The organism is Halarchaeum salinum, assembly GCF_039520965.1.
Lineage (GTDB): Archaea > Halobacteriota > Halobacteria > Halobacteriales > Halobacteriaceae > Halarchaeum > Halarchaeum salinum.
Genome location: NZ_BAAABL010000084.1, coordinates 36,153 through 59,086, shown reverse-complemented (window position 1 = coordinate 59,086; position 22,934 = coordinate 36,153). Strand labels below are relative to the sequence as shown.

General features: G+C 67.3%; 25 protein-coding genes, 1 tRNA gene and 1 pseudogene. 12 read left to right on the top strand and 15 right to left on the bottom strand.

What is annotated here, in order from left to right:
• Positions 1-69: 69 nt before the first annotated feature.
• Positions 70-417: pseudogene (locus ABDZ36_RS13535) on the bottom strand (alcohol dehydrogenase catalytic domain-containing protein); the annotation flags it as partial.
• A gap of 177 nt (positions 418-594) precedes the next feature.
• Between ABDZ36_RS13535 and pyrG the strand changes: the two are divergent.
• From pyrG to ABDZ36_RS13510, 5 genes are all read left to right on the top strand, one after another.
• Positions 595-2,241: a CTP synthase gene (gene pyrG / locus ABDZ36_RS13530; protein ID WP_211312722.1), complete on the top strand. Its 1,647-nt coding sequence runs from the start codon at positions 595-597 to the stop codon at positions 2,239-2,241.
• Complete coding sequence (guaA, locus tag ABDZ36_RS13525; RefSeq protein WP_211312721.1) at positions 2,241-3,158, top strand: glutamine-hydrolyzing GMP synthase; 918 nt, start codon at positions 2,241-2,243, stop codon at positions 3,156-3,158. Before pyrG ends, guaA begins: the two co-directional genes overlap by 1 nt.
• A gap of 189 nt (positions 3,159-3,347) precedes the next feature.
• Positions 3,348-3,662 (top strand): cupin domain-containing protein, encoded by a 315-nt coding sequence (locus ABDZ36_RS13520; protein WP_211312720.1) that lies wholly within the window; start codon positions 3,348-3,350, stop codon positions 3,660-3,662.
• A gap of 43 nt (positions 3,663-3,705) precedes the next feature.
• Positions 3,706-4,032, top strand: coding sequence for a DUF7126 family protein (locus ABDZ36_RS13515; RefSeq protein ID WP_211312719.1), 327 nt, complete (start codon positions 3,706-3,708; stop codon positions 4,030-4,032).
• 1 nt (position 4,033) lies between these two features.
• Complete coding sequence (locus ABDZ36_RS13510; RefSeq protein WP_211312718.1) at positions 4,034-4,342, top strand: hypothetical protein; 309 nt, start codon at positions 4,034-4,036, stop codon at positions 4,340-4,342.
• Here ABDZ36_RS13510 and ABDZ36_RS13505 read toward each other — a convergent pair.
• Genes ABDZ36_RS13505 through ABDZ36_RS13495 form a run of 3 tightly spaced genes read right to left on the bottom strand, consistent with a single transcriptional unit; the run spans position 4,335 to position 6,073 of the window.
• Complete coding sequence (locus ABDZ36_RS13505) at positions 4,335-4,604, bottom strand: hypothetical protein (RefSeq protein ID WP_343749356.1); 270 nt, start codon at positions 4,602-4,604, stop codon at positions 4,335-4,337. The two genes, ABDZ36_RS13510 and ABDZ36_RS13505, sit on opposite strands and share 8 nt — an antisense overlap.
• A 30-nt stretch (positions 4,605-4,634) precedes the next feature.
• Positions 4,635-5,363 carry a 5-formyltetrahydrofolate cyclo-ligase gene (locus ABDZ36_RS13500; protein WP_211312717.1) on the bottom strand — a complete coding sequence of 243 codons (729 nt, stop codon included), beginning with the start codon at positions 5,361-5,363 and terminating at the stop codon, positions 4,635-4,637.
• The gene (locus ABDZ36_RS13495; protein WP_211312716.1) at positions 5,360-6,073 is read right to left on the bottom strand and encodes a MogA/MoaB family molybdenum cofactor biosynthesis protein; all 714 of its coding nucleotides are present in this window, start codon (positions 6,071-6,073) and stop codon (positions 5,360-5,362) included. Before ABDZ36_RS13495 ends, ABDZ36_RS13500 begins: the two co-directional genes overlap by 4 nt.
• Positions 6,074-6,157: 84 nt before the next feature.
• Here ABDZ36_RS13495 and ABDZ36_RS13490 point away from each other — a divergent pair, with 84 nt between their 5' ends.
• Positions 6,158-6,421, top strand: a complete 264-nt coding sequence (locus tag ABDZ36_RS13490) for a DUF7977 family protein (RefSeq protein WP_211312715.1) — start codon at positions 6,158-6,160, stop codon at positions 6,419-6,421.
• 151 nt (positions 6,422-6,572) lie between these two features.
• Here the strand turns inward: ABDZ36_RS13490 and idi are convergent, their stop codons facing one another.
• The 5 genes from idi to ABDZ36_RS13465 all read right to left on the bottom strand — a co-directional run bounded on the left by idi (position 6,573) and on the right by ABDZ36_RS13465 (position 10,498).
• Complete coding sequence (idi, locus tag ABDZ36_RS13485; protein WP_211312714.1) at positions 6,573-7,193, bottom strand: isopentenyl-diphosphate Delta-isomerase; 621 nt, start codon at positions 7,191-7,193, stop codon at positions 6,573-6,575.
• A gap of 84 nt (positions 7,194-7,277) precedes the next feature.
• Complete coding sequence (locus tag ABDZ36_RS13480; RefSeq protein WP_211312713.1) at positions 7,278-8,222, bottom strand: amino acid ABC transporter permease; 945 nt, start codon at positions 8,220-8,222, stop codon at positions 7,278-7,280.
• A complete protein-coding gene (locus ABDZ36_RS13475; protein WP_211312712.1) occupies positions 8,219-8,971 on the bottom strand; it encodes an amino acid ABC transporter ATP-binding protein in 753 nt (250 codons plus the stop codon). Before ABDZ36_RS13475 ends, ABDZ36_RS13480 begins: the two co-directional genes overlap by 4 nt.
• On the bottom strand, positions 8,968-9,663 hold the full coding sequence (locus ABDZ36_RS13470) for an amino acid ABC transporter permease (protein WP_211312711.1): 696 nt from the start codon (positions 9,661-9,663) through the stop codon (positions 8,968-8,970). The genes ABDZ36_RS13475 and ABDZ36_RS13470 overlap by 4 nt, the downstream gene beginning before the upstream one ends.
• Positions 9,664-9,667: 4 nt before the next feature.
• The gene (locus ABDZ36_RS13465; protein WP_211312710.1) at positions 9,668-10,498 is read right to left on the bottom strand and encodes a transporter substrate-binding domain-containing protein; all 831 of its coding nucleotides are present in this window, start codon (positions 10,496-10,498) and stop codon (positions 9,668-9,670) included.
• A gap of 208 nt (positions 10,499-10,706) precedes the next feature.
• Here ABDZ36_RS13465 and ABDZ36_RS13460 point away from each other — a divergent pair, with 208 nt between their 5' ends.
• Positions 10,707-12,968: an NADP-dependent malic enzyme gene (locus tag ABDZ36_RS13460; RefSeq protein WP_211312709.1), complete on the top strand. Its 2,262-nt coding sequence runs from the start codon at positions 10,707-10,709 to the stop codon at positions 12,966-12,968.
• Positions 12,969-13,185: 217 nt separating this feature from the next.
• Here the strand turns inward: ABDZ36_RS13460 and ABDZ36_RS13455 are convergent, their stop codons facing one another.
• Positions 13,186-13,806 carry a ribonuclease H gene (locus ABDZ36_RS13455; RefSeq protein ID WP_211312708.1) on the bottom strand — a complete coding sequence of 207 codons (621 nt, stop codon included), beginning with the start codon at positions 13,804-13,806 and terminating at the stop codon, positions 13,186-13,188.
• A gap of 82 nt (positions 13,807-13,888) precedes the next feature.
• On the opposite strand from ABDZ36_RS13455, the gene ABDZ36_RS13450 reads away from it, so the two are divergent.
• Both ABDZ36_RS13450 and ABDZ36_RS13445 read left to right on the top strand, forming a co-directional pair.
• Complete coding sequence (locus tag ABDZ36_RS13450) at positions 13,889-14,410, top strand: CBS domain-containing protein (protein ID WP_211312707.1); 522 nt, start codon at positions 13,889-13,891, stop codon at positions 14,408-14,410.
• A gap of 48 nt (positions 14,411-14,458) precedes the next feature.
• The gene (locus ABDZ36_RS13445) at positions 14,459-15,397 is read left to right on the top strand and encodes a DMT family transporter (RefSeq protein WP_211312706.1); all 939 of its coding nucleotides are present in this window, start codon (positions 14,459-14,461) and stop codon (positions 15,395-15,397) included.
• 67 nt (positions 15,398-15,464) lie between these two features.
• Here the strand turns inward: ABDZ36_RS13445 and ABDZ36_RS13440 are convergent, their stop codons facing one another.
• Complete coding sequence (locus ABDZ36_RS13440) at positions 15,465-15,707, bottom strand: DUF8028 family protein (RefSeq protein ID WP_211312705.1); 243 nt, start codon at positions 15,705-15,707, stop codon at positions 15,465-15,467.
• 242 nt (positions 15,708-15,949) lie between these two features.
• Here ABDZ36_RS13440 and ABDZ36_RS13435 point away from each other — a divergent pair, with 242 nt between their 5' ends.
• A complete protein-coding gene (locus ABDZ36_RS13435; protein WP_211312704.1) occupies positions 15,950-16,375 on the top strand; it encodes a hypothetical protein in 426 nt (141 codons plus the stop codon).
• Between the two features lie 81 nt (positions 16,376-16,456).
• Here ABDZ36_RS13435 and ABDZ36_RS13430 read toward each other — a convergent pair.
• A tRNA-Met gene (locus ABDZ36_RS13430) sits at positions 16,457-16,607 on the bottom strand.
• Between the two features lie 114 nt (positions 16,608-16,721).
• On the opposite strand from ABDZ36_RS13430, the gene ABDZ36_RS13425 reads away from it, so the two are divergent.
• On the top strand, positions 16,722-17,981 hold the full coding sequence (locus ABDZ36_RS13425) for a DUF7115 domain-containing protein (protein WP_211312703.1): 1,260 nt from the start codon (positions 16,722-16,724) through the stop codon (positions 17,979-17,981).
• On the opposite strand, the gene ABDZ36_RS14955 is transcribed toward ABDZ36_RS13425, so the two are convergent.
• On the bottom strand, positions 17,965-18,504 hold the full coding sequence (locus ABDZ36_RS14955; RefSeq protein WP_425545319.1) for a DUF5830 family protein: 540 nt from the start codon (positions 18,502-18,504) through the stop codon (positions 17,965-17,967). The two genes, ABDZ36_RS13425 and ABDZ36_RS14955, sit on opposite strands and share 17 nt — an antisense overlap.
• An 84-nt stretch (positions 18,505-18,588) precedes the next feature.
• Here ABDZ36_RS14955 and ABDZ36_RS13415 point away from each other — a divergent pair, with 84 nt between their 5' ends.
• Positions 18,589-19,230, top strand: coding sequence for a TVP38/TMEM64 family protein (locus ABDZ36_RS13415; RefSeq protein ID WP_343749355.1), 642 nt, complete (start codon positions 18,589-18,591; stop codon positions 19,228-19,230).
• Position 19,231: 1 nt separating this feature from the next.
• On the opposite strand, the gene ABDZ36_RS13410 is transcribed toward ABDZ36_RS13415, so the two are convergent.
• Entirely contained in the window at positions 19,232-19,375 is a 144-nt protein-coding gene (locus ABDZ36_RS13410; protein ID WP_211312702.1) for an HVO_2523 family zinc finger protein, read from the bottom strand.
• A gap of 55 nt (positions 19,376-19,430) precedes the next feature.
• Entirely contained in the window at positions 19,431-22,589 is a 3,159-nt protein-coding gene (locus ABDZ36_RS13405) for an adenosylcobalamin-dependent ribonucleoside-diphosphate reductase (RefSeq protein ID WP_211312701.1), read from the bottom strand.
• Positions 22,590-22,934: the final 345 nt, after the last annotated feature.

Here is a 22,934-nt window from a genome sequence, read left to right as displayed (position 1 = left end):
GCGTAGCTATAGGTGGAAAGTTGAGTATCACAATTCCAATACCGACGCTGTCTTGCATTCAACGCTGCAGTCGAAGTCGATCCCCGTCACCTCGGCGTTCTCGCAGTTGATGAAGTCGCCGCGGCGGCAGGCCTCGCAGGTGAAGCAGTGGCCACCGTGCCAGCCGACGCCGACGCGCTCGCCCTCGCTCCACTCGTCGACGTCGTCGCCGACCGCGTCGATGTGGCCCACCACTTCGTGGCCGGGGACGCGCGGGAACTCGATGCGCGGATAGACCCCCTCTTTCGTCATCTCGTCGCTGTGACAGACCCCACAGGCCTCGACGCTGATGCGAACCTCGTCGGCGTCGGGTTCCGGGACCGATTTCTCGACGACGTCGAAGTCGGCTCCGGACTCCGGGACCTCGACCGCGCGCATGGTGTCGGACATGACTGGGGAGTCGGGCGGCGCGCTGTTAGTGTTGCGGCTACGGGCACTACGGGCCGCCTTCGGTGGACGAACGTCCGGCGAATCACGCACCAGTTGACGTGGTAGATCGTCGCACGACGCGAACGCCTCCGAAACCGTTTTGAGCGTTTCGGCCGCAGACGCAGTATGCCGCAGGAGACCGGATACGACCCCGAACTGGGGAACAAGTTCGTCTTCGTCACCGGCGGCGTGATGTCCGGCCTCGGGAAGGGCATCACCGCCGCGAGCCTCGGTCGCCTCCTCACGAACGCGGGCTTCGACGTCACCGCCGTCAAAGTTGATCCGTACCTCAACGTGGACGCGGGCACCATGAACCCCTATCAGCACGGCGAGGTGTACGTGCTGAAGGACGGTGGCGAGGTCGACCTCGACCTCGGGAACTACGAGCGCTTCCTCGACGTCGACATGACCTCCGACCACAACGTCACGACCGGGAAGGTCTACCAGGAGGTCATCGAGCGCGAGCGCGCCGGCGACTACCTCGGGAAGACAGTGCAGGTGATTCCGCACGTCACCGATGACATCAAGCGCCGCATCCGCGAGGCCGCCGAGGGGACGGACGTCTGTATCGTCGAGATCGGCGGGACCGTCGGCGACATCGAGGGGATGCCCTACCTCGAGGCCTTACGGCAGTTCAGCCACGAGCAGGACGAAGAAGACCTCCTCTTCACGCACGTCACGCTCGTCCCGAACTCGAAGAATGGCGAGCAGAAGACGAAGCCGACCCAGCATTCCGTGAAGGAGCTGCGATCGATCGGTCTCCAGCCGGATCTCCTCGTCGGGCGCAACCCCGAGAAGCTCGACCCGGACGTCAAGGAGAAGATCGCGCTCTTCTGTGACGTCGACACCGAGGCCGTCTTCAGTAATCCGGACGTTGAGGACATCTACCACGTCCCGCTCGTCCTCGAAGACGAGGGCCTCGACGAGTACGTCATGGAGCGCCTCGCAATCACGGACGACGCACTCCCCACCGAGGAGCGCTCGACCGAGTGGCGCGACATCGTCACCCGCGACGCCGAGGGCGAGGTCGACGTCGCGCTCGTCGGGAAGTACGCCTTAGAGGACGCCTACATCTCTATTCACGAGTCGCTGAAACACGCCGGCCTCGAAAAGCAGGTCGACGTGAACGTCCACTGGGTCGATGCCGACGAAATGACCGACGAACATGAGGAGCGCCTGAAGACCGCGGACGGCGTCGTCGTCCCCGGTGGCTTCGGCGCGCGCGGCACCCGCGGGAAGATCGACGCCGTCCGCTACGCCCGCGAGCACGATGTCCCCTTCCTCGGGCTCTGTCTCGGCTTCCAACTCGCCGTCGTCGAGCACGCCCGGAACGTCGTCGGTCTCGAGGGTGCGCACTCCGCCGAGATCGAGCAGGACACCCCGCATCCGGTCATCGACCTCCTGCCCGAGCAGTACGACCTCGAGGACCTCGGCGGCACGATGCGCCTCGGCGCGCACGTCACCGAGATCGACGAAGGGACGCTCGCCGCGGACGTGTACGGCGACACCGAGTGCACGGAACGCCATCGGCACCGCTACGAGGTGAACCCCGAGTACATCGAGCGCCTCACCGAGAGCGGCCTTACCTTCTCCGGGCACGCTGGCAACCGCATGGAGATCGTCGAGCGCGAGGACCATCCCTTCTTCCTCGGGACGCAGTTCCACCCCGAGTTCCGCTCCCGGCCGAGTCGGGCGAGCCCGCCGTTCGTCGGCTTCCTCGACGCCGTCATGGAGCGCGCGGACGTCACCGCGGGTACGGAGGTGAGCCACTGATGGTGGACGTTGAGGAGTTCGTCGAGGAGGCGAAAGCAGAGATCAGCGAGGAACTCGGCGACAGCACGGCGATCATCGCCCTCTCCGGCGGCGTCGATTCCTCGACCGCCGCCGCGCTCGCCTACGAGGCCGTCGGCGAGCAGCTCGTCCCCGTCTACGTCGACACCGGCTTGATGCGCAAGGGCGAAACCGAGGAAATCGAGGAGGTCTTCGGCTACATGGAGCGCCTGCGCGTCGTCGATGCTTCTGAGAGGTATCTCGACAAACTCGAGGGCGTCACCGACCCCGAGGAGAAACGCCACGTCATCGGCGAACAGTTCATCCGGGAGTTCGAGACCGTCGCGGAGGAAGTCGACGCCGACTACCTCGTGCAAGGCACCATCTACCCCGACCGCATCGAGAGCGAGGGGAACATTAAGAGCCACCACAACGTCGGTGGCCTTCCCGACGTCGTGGACTTCGACGGTCTCATCGAACCCCTCCGCGACCTCTACAAGGACGAAGTCCGCGAGGTCGCACGCCATCTCGGCCTCGAGGAGGTCATCTCGGAGCGGATGCCGTTCCCCGGCCCCGGCCTCGCCGTCCGCGTCGTCGGCGAAGTCACCGAGGAGAAGGTTCGAGTCGCCCGCGAGGCGACCGCGATCGTCGAGGACGAGCTCGAGGAGTACGACCCGTGGCAGGCGTTCGCCGCCGTGCTCGGGCGCGCGACGGGCGTGAAAGGCGACAACCGCGTGCACGGCCACGTCGTCGCCGTCCGCTCCGTCGAGTCCCGTGACGGGATGACTGCGCGAGCTCAGGAACTCGACTGGGAGACCCTTCAACGTCTCCAGAGCCGCATTACCGGCACCGTCGAGGACTGCTCACGCGTCGTCTACGACGTCACCCACAAGCCGCCCGCGACGATCGAATACGAGTAGACTCCGTCCTTTTTGCCGCGAGCGCTCGCGGCAAAAAGCTCGGCCAAAAACTCCCGCGAGCGCGGAGCGCTCGCGGAACAGTCGCAGAGCGGTTTTCGCCACTGACACCGTACGGCCGTCCGTCAGCGCCACAACCACCACCGCACCGTCGTCGCCACGACTTTCTTTCCGTCCTGCGACGACTCGCGCATGAAGCTCTACGACGAGATCGACACCGACGCCGCCGCGGGTGAGGTCGTGACGACCGAACTCCACTACACGCCGGACTCGCTCGTGAAGGCGTTCGCGCTCGGACCAAGCGCGGAAGTCGAACCACACGAGCATCCCGAGCAGACGAATGTCTTTCACGTCCTCGCCGGCGAACTCGTCGTCGTCCGGGATGGTGAGGAAGAATCGGTAAGCGCGCCCGGCGTCGTCGCGTTCGAGCGTGGCGTCGTGCACGGCGCGCGCAACGACGGCGGTTCGGTCGCCGTGTTCACGGCGACGATGGGCCCGATGGAGTAGCGCCTCTCGTCACCTTCTTACCCGCTCGCGCCTATTCTCGCTCATGAACGTCGTCATCGTCGGCCCCGATCGCGGGCTCGGCGACGCCCTCGAAGCCCGTGGCGCGAGCGTCACCCGTCTCGAAGGCGTCGCGTCGGGCGACCGCCTCCGCGAGGCCGGTATCGAGGACACGGACCTGCTCGTCGTCACCGACGTCGGCGAGGCCACCGCGATCCCCGTCGCCCTCGAAATCAACCCCGACCTGCGCACTGTTGCCTACACTGCCGACTCCGTCCCGGAGTTCGTCCGCGGTCAACTCGACTTCGCCGTTCACCCGGACGTCCTCCCCGTAACGGCGGTCGCGGAGGAACTCACCCCAACGCTCGGCTGAGATGGTTTCGCTCCCGTCGCCGCCGTCGCTCTCGCGCCCTTCGCTTCCGCGTCCCTCGCAACTCCCGTCCCGCAGCGATCTCGTGGCCGCGATTCGATCGCTTTCGCGCCCCTCGATCTCGTCGCCCGCGAGTGCCGCGTCGCGACTCGGGACACTCCTCCGACCGTCCGCCGAGGCCGTTGATGCGACGCTCGGGCTCGCCGCGCTTGCGACCGGCGTCGGGATCGTCGTGACCGCTGCCTACACGGCCGCGAACGCCGTGCTCCCGCTCGCGCTGCTACGCGGGCTCTTCGGGCGAGTCATCACCTGAACGACGGGAGCGGCACCGCGATCGGCCGATCCGCGTCTTCCGGCGTGCCGTTCACGGCTGCGGCGTACGGACTAACGTGCTCCCAACAGACGAACGTCGAGATACGCCCGGCCTCGTGGAGGTAGAAGTCGGCGTCCGCGGGACAGATCGTGCAGGTCGGCGTTCCGTCCACTCCCTCGAGCGCCGTGTCGCGGACGGCGAGCGCGGCTTCGTCTGGCCCCTCGTCCGCGTTTTCCGCCGCCCCCACGTCGTCCGAGGACATACCGCTTGATTCGCCGTTCTCCGAGATAAACTATCGGTCACTCTCGACCGCTAACTCCCCGAGTATCGGGATTTCCTCGCGGTCGGCCTCGCTCACTGCGTCCCAGTCGACCCCTGACGGGCGCTCGTACGGACCGTCTACCGCAACGACACGCTCGGGCGTGACGACGAGATCCATCGGGACGTCGTGCGCCTCGACCGGCCACGTCGCGGTTTCGTACACCTGTCGCTCGTGGACGGTTGTGGCGACCGTCGTCCCGTCGTCGACGAGTCCCAGATCGACGAGCACGCCGAACTCGACGTCGCTGAACCCCTCGCCCTTCCCGATGCGCGCGCCGTCCTCGCTCACCGCCACGCTCCCCGAGAGCACGAGGTCGACGTGACCCAGCGCCGCGGGCCGGACCGCCTCCGCGTAGTCGTCGACGTTCGAGAGCGCGGGCGCGCGGTCGAAGTTGTCGGAACCGATCCGCGTGGGATCGAGTTCCAGGAAGCACTCGGGGTCGCGCAGGCGCGGCACCGCCATGTAGAGCGTTTCCCCGTCGTGGAGCGCGCGCCGTCGCGCGGGGAGTTGGGGCGCGTCTGGGTTCGCTTTCACTACGTCGGCGTCGCGCCACGCGTCCGTCGCGGCGAGGCGGTCGGCGGCCTCGCGCGCCCCGTCGAAGTTGGGGATACGGCCGTGCGGCGGAAACGGGAACCGGGCGAGTCCCTCCTCGTCCAGCATGTCCCAGACCCGCTCGCGGACGTCGTCCTTCGACGTCACTCGGTACCCTCCTGCGCCTCCGATCCCTCGTCCCCGTCGCCCTTCTCCGGCGACACGCCGGGTTCGTCGTCCGCTTCCGCCCCGTCCTCGTCGCGTCGCGCCAATCCGACGAGATGCCCGATTTCGGGGAGGATCACGTCGCTCACGCCGAGACGGACGGCGCTCTCGCTTCCGGGGAGACAGAAGACCGGGACGCCGTTCGCGACGCCCGCCGTCGCGCGCGTCCCGACCACGCGCGTCCCAATCTCGTCGTAGGAGAGCCGGCGGAACAGCTCACCGAAGCCGGGCAGGGACTTATCGTAGAGCGCGTCGACGGCCTCGACGGTGACGTCGTCCGGCGTCACGCCCGTCCCGCCGGTCGTGACGACCGCGTCGACCCCGTCGTCGCGGACGAGGCGGTCCACCGTCCCCTGCACATCGTCGAAATCGTCGTCGACGAGGTCGCGTGCTGCTACCTCGTGGCTGGCGTCCTCGATGAGAGCCACAATCGCGTCACCGCTCGGGTCGTCGTCCGCCTCCCGCGAGGACGACACCGTCACGACGCCGAACATCACCGACTCGGCGTCGTGTGCGTGATGACCGTGATCGCTGTGGCCTTCGTGGTCGCCGTGGTCGTGTTCTTCACCCTCGTCGTCCGCCGATTCGTCCTTCGCCTCCGCCCTCTCGTCGTCGTCCATGCGCCGCGTGTCCCGCGACTGGAAATCGACCATGTCGGACGTGGCTCCGCCAGCGCCAAAGCCGTTGTCCGTCCTGAATCGGCAGGGATTTGGGCTCCACTCGAATACTCTGGGATAATGGCACGCGAACGCGACGACGACGGTGGGACGTATCTCCACGACCCCGTGACCGTCGCTGACGACGAGGACGGGCTCGACGACCGCCAGTCGTGGGTGCTCGTCGTTACGCTCGTCTTCGCCGGGATTGTCGCGCCCACTGTCGTCTACGTCTGGCCGCCCTCCTTCCTCGGCTACCGGAACGCGTACATGGCGGTCGCGATGGTGCCCGCGCTCATCCTCGCCGTCGTCGGGCTCTGGTCCGTGCAGGCGACGCGCTCGTAGCCGCTCGCATCGCTCCGTCCCCTCGCAATATCACGACCTGTCTTCTCGGTGCGCTGTCGCTGCGACGCTCCTTTTTCGTGGCGTGTCGCGCCGCGCTTCTGTCCGGACGATCCGCGAGTCGACCGGACGGTCGGTGGGCTCTGATCTCGCGTTACTCCCGCGGGCCGCCGGCTTCGGGGGCCGCCTCGCCCGTGAGGTCGCGCCGGAGCGCGATGTCGAACCACGGGCAAAAGCGTAGTTGGCGATACCGTCGCGGGTTCGCCCAGAGGTCCTCGTAGTCCGCCCAGAGGACGCCCCCGACCTCCTCGGGGTCCGGATCGAGGCTCGTGTCGTGGAGCGTCGCCTGGAGGACGGCACAGACCTCCCATTCGACGCCCTCGTCGTGATAGTGGCGCTTGTACTCGAAGCGATCCGTGATCGTCAGCTCGCCGTACTGATCGGGCGTCACGCCGAGCTCCTCTTCGAGGCGCTCCTCGGTCGCCTCGACCTGCGATTGGCCCTCAACGGGGTGGGAGGCGACGGTGCCGTCCCAGTGGGTGTCCCAGAGACGCTTGCGTGCGGCGCGCTGAGCGAGGAGGACGCGTCCATCCTCGTCGAAGAGAATGCAGGTGAAGGCCCGATGGCGGACGCCGTCGCCCGTGTGGGCGTCGAGGCGGTTGACGAGCCCCTGCGGTTCGTCGGCGTTGTTCACGGCGACGACGTCCTGCCGTGCGTTCTCGACCTCCTCCGCGGTCCGGACGTACTCCTCCCCGCTCGCGTCTGCGTCGCTCATAGCGTGGAGACGACGAGGCGCTACAAATGGTTTCGGACTTCCACCCTGGTCAGCCGCCGACGGGCCGACCGGGCGTCAGCGGGCCTACCGGCCGTTGGCGTTGCCGAGCCCCGGGATCGCCACCCGGTCCTCGACATACCCCATCAGCGAGGAGGCCGTGACGACAAGCCCGAGGTAGAGGACGCCGGCGAGCACGAACAGCTCCGTGTACCGGTAGGTATCCGAGGCGAACGATTGCGCCCGGTAGAGCAGCTCCGGGACGGTGATGAACGCCGCGAGCGAGGAGTATTTGATCAGGTAGACGAGTTCGTTCGTCCACCCGGGGATCGCGTAGCGCAGCGCCTGCGGGAGGACGACGTATCGGATGCCCTTGCGCTTCGAGAGGCCGACGGCGCGCCCCGCCTCCAGCTGGCCGGGGTCGACGCTGTCGATCGCACCCCGGATATACTCGCTCTGGTAGGCCGCGGAGTTGAGGATGAAGCCGACGATCGCGACCCAGACGGCCTGCGCGGGGACGATCCCCTGCCCGACGAACGAGAGGTTCCGAAAGAACGCGGGGAGCCACGGGAGCCCGTAGTAGAGGACGAACAGTTGGGCGAGCAGCGGCGTCCCGCGGAAGAGTTCGACGAAGCCGAGCGCGAGCCAGCTCGTGTAGTGGCCGTACGTGCGCGCGGCGGCGAGCGCGACCGCGATCGGGAACCCGAGCGTGATCGAGATGAGCGTTATGAGGACGGTCAGCCACAGCGCGTTCACCAGGTTCGGGAGGTATTGGATGGCGAACGCAAGGCCGTTCGCGACACCGGAGAGAACCGGGAGGGCCTCGCCGACCGCGCTCACCGTCGCGGGCGGGATGAACGCTTCTCCCCGTGGGACGATGACGCCGCCGAGCCAGTCGTTGCCCCAGCGGAGGAAGACCCATCCCCAGAGGATCGCCCCAGCGACGTACTTCACCCCCGCGGCGTACGACCGGCTCGGCCCGGCCGTGCGGACGTCGGGAGCGACGCCGGTTCCGGCCTCGCCGTCGCTCATCGCGTCTCCCCGTGGAGTCGCGTGAGGCGCTCCAAGAACTGTGCGGTGCGCTCGTGTTCGGGGTTCTCGAATAACTGCTCGGGCGGGCCGTGTTCGACGATCGTCCCCTGGTCGAGGAACATGATGTCGGTCGCGGCCGCGCGGGCGAACCCCATCTCGTGGGTGACGACGAGCATCGTCATCCCGCCGTCGGCGAGGTCCTCCATCACCTCGACGACCTCGCCGATGAGCTCGGGGTCGAGCGCGCTCGTCGGCTCGTCGAACAACATAAGCTTCGGGTCCATCGCGAGCGCGCGAGCGATCCCGACGCGCTGTTTCTGCCCGCCGGAGAGCTCCGCCGGGTAGGAGCCGGCCTGCTCGGCGAGCCCGACGCGTTCGAGTTCGTCGAGCGCGCGCTCGGCGGCTTCCTCTTCCGACTTCCCGAGGACCCGGCGCGGTCCGAGCATGATATTCTGCTTGGCCGTGAGGTGCGCGAACAGGTTGAAGTCCTGAAACACCATCCCGACCTGTCGGCGGAGGTCGTCCACGTCCATCTCGGTGACGGGCGTGCCATCGAGGGTGATCTCGCCACCCTGGAACTCGGTGAGTCGATTGACGCAGCGGAGCAGGGTCGACTTGCCCGATCCGGAAGGCCCGACGAGCACCTGGACGTCCTGGCTCTCCATCTCGAAGGAGATCCCCTTCAGCACCTCCTCGTCGCCGTAGCGTTTGTGGAGGTCGTCGACACGGACAAGCGGGTCGTCGCTCATCGGCCGTTCCCTCCGGGGATCGCGACGGCGTCGTTCAGCATCTCGAGCGAGCGGTTCGTCGCGACCGTCAGCACGAAGTAAATCGCGCTGATGAAGACGATGAGTTCAAAGGTGGCCGTCGTGTGCCCGATGCTCTGGTAGAGGTCGGCGCTCTTCGTGAACAGTTCGGCGAGCCCGATAGCGAACGCGATCGAGGTGTCCTTGAGCACGATGGTAATCTCGTTTTGGAAGCCGGGAACGCTTCGACGGAGCGCCTGCGGGAGGACGACGTGGCGGATCGCTTGTACCTTCGAGAGGCCGACGGCGCGTGCGGCTTCCATCTGGCCGCCGTCGACGCTCTCGATCGCCCCGCGGAAGATCTGTGTCTGATACGCGCCGCTCCGGAAGCCGAGGGCGGCCGTCGCGGCGACGAACGCCGGCGAGATGCCGAACGCGAAGTACGCGAGCATGATGATGACGACGATCGGCGTCCCGCGCAGGACGACGCCGACGTTCCTGACGAGCGCACTGCTGTATCGCCCGCCGTACACCTCGACGATCGCGGCGGGGAGGCCCGCGACGAAGCCGACGAGGAGGCTGGCGACGGTCAGTTTGACCGTGACCCATAGCCCGCCGAGCAGGTAGTCGACGTTCCCGAAGACGTACTGCCAGTCGGCGGAAAGCGCACCGAGAGCCAACACCGGGTCGGCCATCGATCTACTGGTTCGACCCGCCGAACCACTCGTTACGGAGCTCTTCGTACTTCCCGGAGTCCCGCACGGCGGCCAGCCCCTCGTTCAGGGCCGACTGGAGGTCGTCATCGCCGTTCCGGATCCCGAAGCCGTAGCGCTCGCCGGTCTCGTACGTGAACGCGATGGACACCGGGCGCTGGTCCGCGAACGTCTGGGCGACCGGGAGGTCGAGGATGACCGCGTCGATGTTGCCGTTCTCGAGGTCCTGTACCGCGAAGACGTAGCTGTCGTAGGTGTTGTAGTTCGACTCCTTGAGCGTCCCCTTCTCGATGAGTTCCTTCGCGACGCCCTCGCCGGTCGTGCCGGACTGCGAGCCGACCTTGTGCCCCGAGAGATCCGCGAGCGACGACGGTGAGAAGTCGCCGTTCTCGCGGACGATGATCGCCTGATCGGCGTTGTAGTACGGGTTCGTGAAGTCGATCTGCTGCTCGCGCTCGTCGTTGATCGTCATGCCCGCGGCGACGACGTCGATCTTGTTCGACGTGAGCGCGGGAACGAGCGAGTCGAATGCGTACTCCTGCCACGAACCGAGCTCGTAGCCGTCAGCCTCCGTGACGACCGCCGACAGCAGGTCGATGTCGAACCCGACGAGCTCGCCGCCCTCCTTCATCTCGAACGGCGGGAACCCGGGTGCGGTCCCGGCCGTGATCGTCGTCGTGTCGCTTCCACTCGTTTCGCCGTCGCCGTCGCTCGATTCGCCGCCACTCCCGCCGCCGCCAGTACACCCGGCGAGCGCCAGCGCCACGGCAGCGCTTCCGGTGGCTTTCAGGTACGTTCGTCGGTCGCTGTCGTCCATGACAGTCTTCTTTTCGTCGCAGTCGTTAACACGCTTTCCCCATGGAATGACGCTGATCGCTCCGATACCCAAGCGGATCGGCCGGAAACGACCGACGGAGTGAGACGATGCGGCGCGCCCCGCGGCGTCCTACTCCCTCGAGTGATCCAGAATCTTCGACATCCGTCGTCCTCGACCTTTTATAATCGTTGAAATCACTACTGGAGGTATGGGTCTGGACGAAGACGCGTTGGAGTATCACGAGCGCGAACCACCAGGAAAGCTGGCGATCGCGACGACGAAGCCGACGAACACGCAACGGGATCTCTCGCTCGCGTACTCGCCCGGCGTCGCCGCGCCCTGCCGGAAGATCGACGCAGACGAGACGGATGCCTACAAATACACGGCGAAGGGGAATCTCGTCGGCGTCGTCTCGAACGGCTCGGCGGTGCTGGGCCTCGGCGACATCGGTGCGCAGGCCTCAAAGCCCGTCATGGAGGGGAAGGGCGTCCTCTTCAAGCGCTTCGCCGACATCGACGTCTTCGACATCGAACTCGATCAGACGAACGTCGATGCGTTCGTCGAGTCGGTTGCGGCGATGGAGCCGACGTTCGGCGGGGTCAATCTGGAGGACATCAAGGCTCCCGAGTGCTTCGAGATTGAGGCGCAACTGCGCGAGCGGATGGACATCCCGGTCTTCCACGACGACCAGCACGGCACCGCCATCATCAGCGGCGCGGGCCTCCTGAACGCCCTCGACATCGCCGACAAGGACATCGCCGACGTCGAGATCGCCATCTCGGGTGCGGGCGCGTCCGCCATCGCGTGTGCGAAGTTCTACGTCTCCCTCGGCGCGCGACAGGAGAACATCACGATGTGCGATTCCACGGGGATCATCACGGAGTCCCGCGTCGCCGACGGCGACGTCAACGAACACAAGGCCGAGTTCGCCCGGGATCTCCCCGACGGCGACCTCGCGGACGCCATGTCCGACGCGGACGTCTTCATCGGCCTCTCCGCCCCGGACATCGTCTCCCCCGAGATGGTCCGCTCGATGGCCGACGAACCGATCATCTTCGCGATGGCGAACCCCGATCCCGAAATCGAGTATGAGGAGGCGAAGAACGCCCGCGACGACACCGTCATCATGGGGACGGGGCGCTCCGATCACCCGAATCAGGTGAACAACGTCCTGGGGTTCCCGTTCATCTTCCGCGGCGCGCTCGACGTCCGCGCGACGGAGATCAACGAGGACATGAAGGTGGCCTGCGCGGAGGCGCTGGCGGAACTCGCCCGCGAGGACGTGCCGGATCAAGTGGTCAAAGCGTACGGGGACCAGCCGCTCCAGTTCGGCCCGGAGTACATCATCCCGAAACCCGTCGACCCCCGTGTGCTCTTCGAGGTCGCGCCCGCCGTCGCCGAGGCCGCCATGGACGCCGGCGTCGCCCGGACGGACCTCGACCTTGACGACTACCGCGACCGGCTCGAAGCGCGCCTCGGTAAATCGCGCGAGATGATGCGCGTCGTCCTCAACAAGGCCAAGAGCGACCCGAAACGCGTCGCGCTCGGCGAGGGCGACGACGAGAAGATGATCCGCGCCGCCTCCCAGATGGTCGAGGAGGGCGTCGCCAATCCCGTCCTCATCGGCGACGCGGACACGATCGACGCCACGATCGCCGACCTCGGCCTCGACTTCGACCCCGAGGTCGTCGATCCGGACGAGGCCGACTACGAGGCGTACGCCGACCGGCTCCACGAAATCCGCCGACGCGACGGCGTCACGCGCAGCGAGGCCGCCGAGCTCGTCGAGCGCGACCCGAACTACCTCGGGAGCGTGATGGTGGAACAGGGGGACGCGGACGCCCTCCTCACCGGCCTCACCCACCACTACCCCTCGGCGCTCCGCCCGCCGCTCCAGGTTATCGGCACCGCGCCCGACGCCGAGTACGTCGCCGGCGTCTACATGCTGACGTTCAAGAATCGCGTGATCTTCTGCGCCGACACCACCGTCAACACCGACCCCGGCGCGGACGTGCTCGCGGAGATCGCCGAACACGTCGCCGCGCTCGCCCGTCGTTTCAACGTCGATCCGCGCGTCGCGATGCTCTCCTACTCGGACTTCGGCAGCGTCGAGACCGAGGGCACGCAGAAGGTCGCCGAGGCCGCCGCGTCCCTCCGTGACGACCCGAACGTGGACTTTCAGGTGGACGGCGAGATGCAGGCCGACACCGCCGTCGTCGAGGACATCCTCGAAGACACGTACGACTTCGCGGAGCTCGATGGGCCGGCGAACTGCCTCGTCTTCCCGAACCTCGAGGCCGGCAACATCGGCTACAAGCTCCTCCAGCGCCTCGGTGGGGCTGACGCCATCGGCCCGATGCTCACCGGCATGGACGAGCCCGTTCACGTCATCCAGCGCGGCGACGAGGTCAAGGACATCGTCAACCTCGCCGGTGTCGCGGTCGTGGACGCCCAGGAAGAAGAAGAGTAAGCGGCCTTTCCCTCCCGGTTTGCCGTCGAGCGCAGCGAGGCGGGAACGGTGGGTGCGACATCGTCAACCTCGCGGGCGTGGCGGTCGTGGACGCCCAAGAAGAGGACGAATAGCGGTCCGCGGTCTTTTCCGAGAGGGGCCCCTCGAACGCGCTGCTCACGGGTCGGTTCCCTCCCCGTTCGCATGTCCGGCGGCCCCTCGCTTCGCTCGGGGCCGCCTAATCCCCCGCGTGGCGGTTCGCCCGACTCGGCGGCGGGATCTGTGGCTCGTCGGTCTCGACACGCGGCAGGAGACAGCGCGGCGGCTCGTCGTTGACGTGTGCGTACTCCTTCGGTGCGTTCGCGAGGACGTGTGCGGGGTTCTCGTTGCTCCGGAGGTCGGCGGCGCGCAGTTCGCCGAAGCCCGCGACCCGTGCGCGGATGCCGCGCCAGTGGTTCGTCGCGCCGGCCGGTACCGAGACGTCACGTACGGGGCGGTACTCCGCCCCGCGTCCCGCCAATACCGCGAGATTGACGTCGCCCGCGAGGGCGCTGTGATCGACGAGGACGCCGACGTTCGCGTCCGCCGGCGCGCGGTGTGCGAGCACGTCCAACCCGAGGTGAAGCGCGCGATACTCCGCGACGTTGTTGTCCGGAGCCGGGTCCGGGACGGCGAGGCGTGCGACGCGCTCGCCGCTCCCCGTCTCGATGATGACGCCGAGGCCCCCGCCGTCGGGGGCGAACGACCCGTCCGTCGCCACGTAAAACTCCCGGTGATGCGTGCGCGGGTGGTGGGCGATGTGCGGGGTCGGTGCGTCGTCGAACAGCTCACGTAGCCGTCGCCGGCCCACGGTGGCCATATTCGTGGCTACCTGCCGCGGGGACTTAAACCGTGTGCCGCCCCCGCAACTACTACCATCCCCGGCCGCCGAGGTGTCGGGTATGGCGCTTACTGCTCGCGACCTGATGACGACGGACGTCGAAACTGTCGCCCCGGCCGACGAGATCAGCGAGGTGCTGACGAAGCTCTCCCGACGCGACTTCACGGGGTTCCCCGTCGTCGAGGACGGCGACCTCGTCGGCGTCGTCACCGAACACGACCTCGTCGACATCTTCCAGCCGAGCGATCGCACCCTCTACGTTCCCTTCGGCCTCCCACCGTTCCTCGAGAGTCTGACGTACGCCCTCGATCTCTCGTGGGACGAACTCGACGTCGAACTCGACCTCGCGAAGAACGCGGGACGGCCGGTTAGCGACGTGATGTCGAGCGACGTGCGGACCGTTGGGCCGGACGCGTCGCTCGACGACGTGCTCGCCGTCCTCGTCGACGAGGACGAGGACGTCAATCGCATCCCAGTCGTCGAGAACGGCGCGCTCGTCGGGATCATCGCCCGGCAGGACGTCCTCGGGGCCATCTACCGCGAGCGGACCGCGACCGCGGGTCGAGACGACCCCGACGAATAGCTGGCGTCGTATCGAAACGTTGAGTCACCCCCGGCGTCTCCCATCGCCGTGTCCCGATACCGCGATGCCCTCCTGTTCTGCGTCCTCGCCGTCGCCTGGGGGTCGGCCTTCGTCGCCATCAAGGCCGGCCTCGCACACGTCCCGCCGGTCTTCTTCGCGGCGCTCCGCTTCGACGTCGCCGCCGTCCTGATGTTCGCGTACGCCGCCGCGACCACCGACCGGTGGCGACCGCGGACACGCCGCGAGTGGCTCACCGTCGCCGTCGGCGGCGCGCTCCTCATCGCCGCGTATCACGCGTTCCTCTTCGTCGGCGAGGGCCGTCCGGGCGTGACCGCCGCCACGGCCGCCGTCGTCGTCAGCCTCGGTCCCGTCCTCACGACCGCGTTCGACCGCCTCCTTCTCCCCGGGGACCGCCTCTCGCCGCTCGGCGTCCTCGGCCTCTGCTGTGGGTTCGTCGGCGTTATCGTCATCGTCGTCCCGCCGGCGGTCGTGACCGCGGGCGACGTCTCCGTGCTCTTCGACTCGAACGCCGTCGGCACCCTGCTCGTGGTCTGTGCGACCGCGTCGTTCGCGCTTGGGAGCGTCCTCACCGAACGCCTCGACACCGACCTCCCATCGGCGACGATGGAGGCGTGGGCGATGCTCCTCGGCGCGCTCTCGCTGAATGCGGCGAGCCTTGCGCTCGGCGAACCACAGACGATCCCGCGCTCCGTCGAGGCCCTTAGCGCGCTCGGCTACCTCTCGGTCGTCGCGAGCGCCTTCGGCTTCCTGCTCTACTTCGACCTCCACGACCGCCTCGGCTCCGTCGAGGTGAACCTCGTCTCGTACGTCGCCCCCGTCGCCGCCGCACTCGTCGGCTGGTGGCTCCTCGGCGAATCCCTCGGCGTGACGACGGCCGTCGGCTTCCTGATCGTCTTCGCGGGCTTCTGCCTCCTCAAGCGCCGCGCGCTGTACGCGGAGCTCGAACGGGTCGGTATTCGCGACTAAGCGTAGGCTGACGGTCGCGGTCGCGGGAAATCGGAACGAACGCGATGCACGGCGAGAATACGTGTACTCAGTCGGCGTTGTACTCGCGGCCGACGACGAGCGCGACGACGTGGAGGGCGATCAACAGCGCGAACGCGTAGCGCGTCCCGGTCGTCTGCAGGCCGCTGACGACGAGCGGCACGTAGAGGAAGGGGAGGGCGATGGCGCTCCAAAAGCCGAGCGCCTCGATCGGTCTGCGGAGGAGGGCGACCCCCTCCGCGTGCTCGCCGAGTCGACGCAGCGGGGTGTCGTGGAGTGGATGGTTCGTCATAGTCGGGCTGACCTCACTCGATGTATGTCGCCCCCGGTCCATATAGGGGCGCGATGGTTCCGGTCGTTTCACGCCGCCGCGGGGCGTGAAATCCCATTTCGAGGTCGTTTCATAACGAATGTAGACTCGCTGAGACTGTTTATAATCGCCTGAGAGCGCTTCGATTTGCCCGGATGGTCGTCAGCGGTCCCGACGAGCGCGGGGCCAGTAGTAGTTTTACACGCCCGCTCGAACTGTGGGCCATGAGTGACGGTCTCACCGTCCCGCCGAACTGGACGCGCGACGATCCCGACTGGGAGGAGGACGTCGGGCGAAAGTACGATCCGCGTACCGTCGTCGAGTACGAACACCTCGACCAGCCACTCCGGATCGTCCTCTCGCCCTCACGCGTTCCCCCTGCCGTCGCCGACGACGAGCGCGGCTACCGGGTCGATGTCCGCTACGGCACCGTCGAGACGTCGATCGAGACGTACGAGCTCGCCGCCGTCCCCTCGCTCTCGGAGGCGCACGCCGTCGCCGAGGACTTCATGCGCCTCTACACGGAGTTCGGAGCGGGCGGTGATCGCGTCGGTCGCGTTATTGCGGACATCGCACGCACGAAGGAGGAGGCGTGGGCCGCCACCTACGACGCGCTGATCGGCGACGTCACCGATCACGTGCTTGCCTGATACTGGACGGACAGGCCCAGACATGCCGGTCGCCGAACTGGATATGGCCATCGCTCCGTGGGTTTCGAACGTTTCGTAGAGTGCCCGGGGAGGGGTTCGAACCCTCGGCCTCCGCATGTCCCAGGTTCGAGGCTCGGCGGGCCTCGGGGGACACGCACAGCCACCGTGACTGCCGCACCGAATCTCTGAACCCTATGAGTGCGGCGCTATGACCAGACTAAGCCACCCGGGCTCACCCGTCCCTAATCGGAGGCTGCCTATTAAAGTTCTCTTTCGACGGTGGCGAATGCATGCATGGCCCACGACACGGCGTCGATTTTATGCTCGGGCGCACGTACGACGGCGTATGGACGTACCCGCCGCCGTCGCATCGGCGCTCAGTGACGAGTCGGTCGCCGCACGCGTGCCCCTTCGCGGCGACGACGCGCTGTTCGTCACGCCGACCCGGACGATCGTCTACCACGCCGACGGCCTGCTCAGCAGCGAGTCCGTCGAGGAGTTCGGCCACGACGCCGAGCGCATCGCCGTCGACGACGGCCGGCGGAAGGCGACGCTCACTCTCGACTACGGCCTCGACGGCGAGCGCTCCTTCACCGTCCCCTCCGGGCGGGTCGACGACGTCCTCCACCCGGTCCTCGCGGGCGTGTTGAGCGCCGCGGGCGTCACCGACTCCGGCGAGTCGGTTTCGCGCACCTACCACTTCAACGAACTCACGCTCGTCGTGACCGACCGCCGTCTCGTCCGGCACGTCGGCGCGGCCGTCTGGGACGGCGACTACGACGAAATCGACTACACGGACGTCACCGGCTTCGACACCGAGGAAGGGAGCGTCGCGAGCCAGCTCGTCCTCGAAACGACGGGTCGCGTCCAGCGCATCAAGGTGCCGAACGAGCAGTTCCGCGACGTTCGCGAGACCGTCGAGGACGCCCTCTACGAGGCCCACAGCGTCTCCTCGCGGGCCGCGTTCCGCGAGGCCATGCGCGAGGACGACGAGGACGAGGCTGAGGCCGACGCCACGGACGCCGAGACCGACGACGATACCGCCATCGCCTTCGCGGACTCCGGTATCGACGTCATCGGCGAGCGAGGCCGGGAGCGAAGCGACGCGGCGGCGGGCGGGAACCGGCACGCGCCGGAGCGGAACACGACCCCGGATATAGTTGACGACGAAGAAGCCGGGACGGTCTCGGCGGAGGACGCGAGTGCCGGTACAGCCTCGGCGGAGGACTCGAGTGCTGAAACGGCCGCGACGGGCGACCTGAGCGCGGAGACACTCCGCGACGACGCGGACACGCCCGGCACGAGCGAGTCGGTTGCGACACCGACGGACGCGACGCCGTCCGAGCCGGCACGCCCGTCGGCCGAGACTGAATCGAGCGCGCCCGCCGCGGCCGACTCCGACGACCACGCCACTGCCGTCGACCTCGACGCGCTCGCGGCCGAACTCGAGGCCGCACGGGACGCGCTCGCGGACCAGCGCGATCGCGCCGAGGCGCAACGCGACACCCTCGAACGCCAGCGCCGGGCCATCGACGCCCAACTCGACGCGCTTGACGAACAGCACGCGCGCATCGAGGACGCCCTCGACGCTATTCCCGACCGGTGACCTTCCGGATACACGACGAGCCGAACGGGCCGATCTCGCCTGTGTCGAGTCGAATGAAGTAGCCCTTCGAGAGCCCGGTGCCACAGCGTCGACAGGAGAACTCGCCCTCCTTCGTCACGACGTCCGCGCCGAAGCGGACGTAGCCGCCGCCCTGCGGTCGCACCGTCGCGCCGTCGCGCTCGATGAGCCCGCGCTCCTCCGCGGCCTCGATGATCTCGCGGACGATTCGCGGGTGCGTCGACACCGTCTCGACGCGGTCCATCAGCTCCGCCATCGACAGCTCGTCGTCCTCGAGGCGTTCGATTAGCGCGACGCCGAGTTCGATCGGATCGGCGTCCGTGGGTGGGGTCGCGGGGCTGCCGTCGGCGTCGGCGTCAGTGTCGCCGTCAGTGTCGGTATCGGCGTCGGTTCCCGCGGTCGCTCCGTCCGCTGTCGAGTCGGCGCGGAACCGCGGGTCATCCAAGGACGCCTCCTCGCCCATCCCACTGTCGTCGATCGTGCGCTCCCGGTCCTCTCGCGTCACTACGCTACCCTCGGATCGCCGCCCACATAGCGCCACCGGACGGGAGAAGAAGACCTATTCCGGCCGCTCACGTAGCCGCGGGTCGTGACATGGAGCCAACGCGTGCGTGTCGTCGCCGTCGCCGCCGTCGTGCTCGTCGTGACCGCCGCCCTCCTCGTCTCGCCGTCGGCGGCGCTCGGCCACGTCCGCGCCCTCCTTACGAGCCCGTGGTTCCCGCTCCTCCTCGTCGCGCTCTACGTGATCCGCCCCCTCTTCGCGTGGCCGATCACGATCCTCTCGGCGCTCTGTGGCTATCGCTACGGCTTCCTCCTCGGTCTCCCGATCGCGCTCTGCGGTGCGGTCGCCACGAGCCTCCTTCCGTACTACGCCGGTCGTCTGCTCCCGACTGACGCCGACGGCCTCGTCGGGCGACTCACTGGCGGAAGCGCGGCGTATTTCGAGCGCACAGGCGGCGTTCGTGGCGTCGCAGCCGCCCGGCTTGTCCCTACGCCCGCCGAAGCCATCTCCGGTGCGGCGGGTGCCGGCGGCGTCTCGGTCGGCGCGTTCGCGCTCGGCACGCTCCTCGGTGAACTCCCGTGGACCGTCGCCGCCGTCGCCCTCGGTGCCGGTCTCGATCACTTCGCCGTCGCCGACGTCACCGTCGATCCTCGTCTCGTCGTCGGGATCGCCGCGGTCGGCGTGCTCGTCGTCGTCGGCCCGGCGTACGCGTGGTGGCGCGAGCGGTGAACTACCAGAAGGTATCCGCGCAATCGTAGACGACGCCGTGGCTCGGACAGACGTATTTACAGTGACGTTTGTGCATCGGCGTCTCGCACAGCGGACAGGGTCGCCCACCACGTTCGTCGCCCCCGTCGTTCGCGGCGTCGCTCATACGCGTCCGTCACACCGCAAAAAGAAGAGACTGCGGGTTCCGCTACGCCGCTATCTTACGAGCACTCGGACCAGCCACACGACTGGCAGGTCTTGCAGCCCTCGGCGTAGTAGAGGTCCATCGCACCGCACTCGGGACACTCGGGGCTCTCGCCGGCCGCGAGCAGGTCGGCGGTCGCGTCGTCGTCGGCTTCGGACTCCTCAGGTGTCGCGAGGTCGTCACCGACGTCGATGTTCGGTGACGTGGCGTCACCGACGTCCACGCCCGCCGCGCCCGCACCGTCCGTCTCGACGCTTTCTGCGCCCTCTTCGGCGAGTTCGGTCAGGTTCTGCTGTTTGGGAACCTGTTTGTCGATCTCGCCGTCGAGGTAGCGGCGCATCGCGGTCCCGATGGCGTCCGGGATGGAGTTGATCTGCTCGCCCTTGTCCCAGGCGACCTTCGGCGAGCGGATGCCCTGCAGTTCGCTCGCGATCTCGTCGGGGTCGACGCCCGCGCGTAGCGCCGTGGAGACGGTCTTCGCGAGCGACTCGGTGAAGGAGGCCGTGAAGCCGCCCGAGTTCCCGATGTTGGCGAAGAGCTCGAACGGCCGGCCGTTCTCGTCCTCGTTGATGTTCACGTAGAGCTTCCCGTAGCCCGTGTCGATGCGCTGGGTGACGCCGTAGAGGACGTCGGGACGCGGGCGCTTCTGCGCGCCCGAGGGCGCGACGTCGATCTCGACGAGGTCGTCGACATCCTCGCCGACCGCGCTCCGGACCTCCTCGTTCTCGAGGAAGCCTTCGAGGTCGCCGAAGGTCTCCTGAATGCTCTCCAGCATCGCTTCCGCGGCCTCGTTCTCCTCCATGTCGGAGAACTCGGTGTTGTCGGCGCGCGTCGTGAGCACCTGCTTCGAGCGCGTGCCGTCACGGTAGACGGTGACGCCCTTCCCGCCGTGGTCGTAGATGTACTCGTACACCTCGCGCATGTCCTCGACGGACGCGGAGTTCGGGAAGTTACACGTCTTCGAGATGGCGGAGTCGACGCCGTCCTGACACGCACACTGGACCGCGGCGTGTTGGATGCCGGTGAGGTCCGCGGTGACGACGAAGAGCTCGCCGATGGCGTCCGGGACGGTAGTGAGGCCGGTGACGCCGTCGAACTCGTTGTTCGCCATCTGCTCCTGGGCCTCCTCCTTCACCGCGTCGACGTCGACGTCGTTGGCCTCCAGCGTGCGGAGGAAGTAGTCGTCGAACTCGACGAGCATCTCGTCGCCCTGCACGTCGTCGGAGACGTTCTTGTAGTAGGCGACGTTGTAGATGGGCTCACAGCCGCCGGTCGTGTTACCGACCATCGACGTCGTTCCCGTCGGGGCGATCGTCGTCGTGTTGTGGTTGCGGATCGCGTACCCCTCCGCGTACGCCTCGGGGTCCTCGCCAGTGTGGTGTGCGAACCACTCGGCGTACGCGGTCGGATCCGCGTACTTCGAGTTGTCCCACTCGTCGAAGGAGCCGCGCTCCTCGGCGAGCTCGTGGGAGGCCGACTTCGAGCCGTGGTTGATGTGCTGCATCACCTGACTCGCGACCTCGTTCGCGGGCTCGTCGCCGTACCGCATGCCGAGCTGGACGTAGAGCTGCGCGAGGCCCATGATGCCGAGGCCGATCTTGCGCATCTCGGAGACCTTCTCCTCGATCTCCGGGACGGGGAAGTCCGACATCGTGACGACGTTCTCGAGGAACCGGGTGCCGGTCTCGATGCGGTAGTCGAACTCCTCGTGGTCGAGGGCCTCGGCGAGGAACCGATCGATTCCCTCCTCGAGGGTGTCGTACTCGTTGTTCTCGCTCCAGACGCGCCAGTCGGGGGCGTCGTCGGCGACGATCGTCGAGAGGTTGATGTGACCGAGGTTGCAGGCCTCGTACTCCTCCAACGGCTGTTCGCCGCAAGGATTTGTCGCTAACATTTCATGTTCGGGGTGCGCTTCCGTGTCGAAGGAGTGCTCCGTGTTCGCCCGATCGAGGTAGACGACGCCGGGTTCGCCGTTCTCGTGGGCACCCTCGACGATGCGCTCCCAGACGAGCTCCGCGGGAATGGAGAACTCCTCGCCGACCTCGACGTGCTCGCCGAGGTCGTAGCGCTCGTACATCTCCTTCGTCTCCGCGGTGGCGATGTGGGGCTCGCCCGTGCGCGGGTTGGTGAAGGTGAACTCCTCGTCGTTCTGCAGGGCCGCCATGAAGTCGTCGGAGACGCCGACGGAGATATTGAAGTTGGAGAGATGGCCCTCGACGGCGTTACGCAGGTGCTTCGGGACTTTACCGTCCTCGTCGATGAGGTCGCGGGCCTCCTCTAAGGCCTCGCCGAAGGTGGTGTACGTGTAGTCGTCGGGGTCGTTGAGCTTCAGACAGTGGGCCAGCGAGACGTCCTTGTTCTTCGCGTGGATGAACTCGATGACGTCCGGGTGCGAGATGCGCATGACGCCCATCTGCGCGCCGCGGCGCGCCCCACCCTGTGCGATCGTCTCGCACATCTGGTCGAACGTCTCCATGAACGTCATCGGGCCGGAGGCGATGCCGCCCGTCGAGCCGACGGGGTCGCCGTACGGGCGAAGCTGCCAGAAGGCGTACCCCATCCCGCCGCCGCTCTGGAAGACCTCCGCGGCCTCCTTTGCGGTCTGGTGGATGTCGGTCAGGTCGTCGGCCGGCGAGTCGACGAAACACGCCGAGAGCTGCTGGAGCTCGTCGCCGGCGTTCATCAGCGTCGGCGAGTTCGGCATGAACGCGAGCCGACTCATCAGCTCCTCGAAGCGATCGGCCGTGTCCTCGACGTGCTCGCGGACCTCGTCGGGGAGTTCGGGGACGACCGTCTCGTAGGCGAACTTATTGACGTTCTCCTCCGTGAGGTCGATCGACACGTCGTCGTCGAGATCGACGTCCTCGCCGAAGATCTCCGCGACGAGTTCGTCGCGACGCGGGTGGTCGGGTTTCACCTGGTCGGGCGTGACGGTGACGTCGACGCCCTGCTTCTCCGCCTCGAAGACGGCCTCGGCGAGCGCGATGTTCTTCGCGACGCGATCGAAGAGGTCCTCTTGGTCCTCGATGAGGTCGCCGTCGGAGTTCTGCCGGAGATAGCGTGCGGGCAGGATGTTGTTGTACGCGTTCTCGGTCATCCGCTCGGCGAGCGTGTCGCCATCAACGCGCTTGATCGGGAGGGTGACTTCGTCCGCGCCGATGTCGTTCGAACTCATGCGTCGTGCCTCCGTGCTGCTCGTGACGTACAGGTGGGTTTCGGGCTCATAGGTAGTGGGTGCTAAGGGGTCGTTCGAGACGACCAATCGTTACTGGCGGACCGGTCATAGTGTTTCCGTTCACGGCCATCGGTGGTGAACGACTCACACCCGACGCGGTCTCGCGCGTGTTACGCCCCTATTCGCGGAAGGGCCATAACCCCTCGTAAAGCGGTGTGAAAGTGGTCGGCTGATCCCGCTTGATCGCGCCGACGGTGGGGGGTTTTCACCTTCACCGGCGACGGTCGACGCCGCGGTCCCGGGCGATCATGCGGTGGCGACATCGGGTCCGCACGCGCCCCAGAC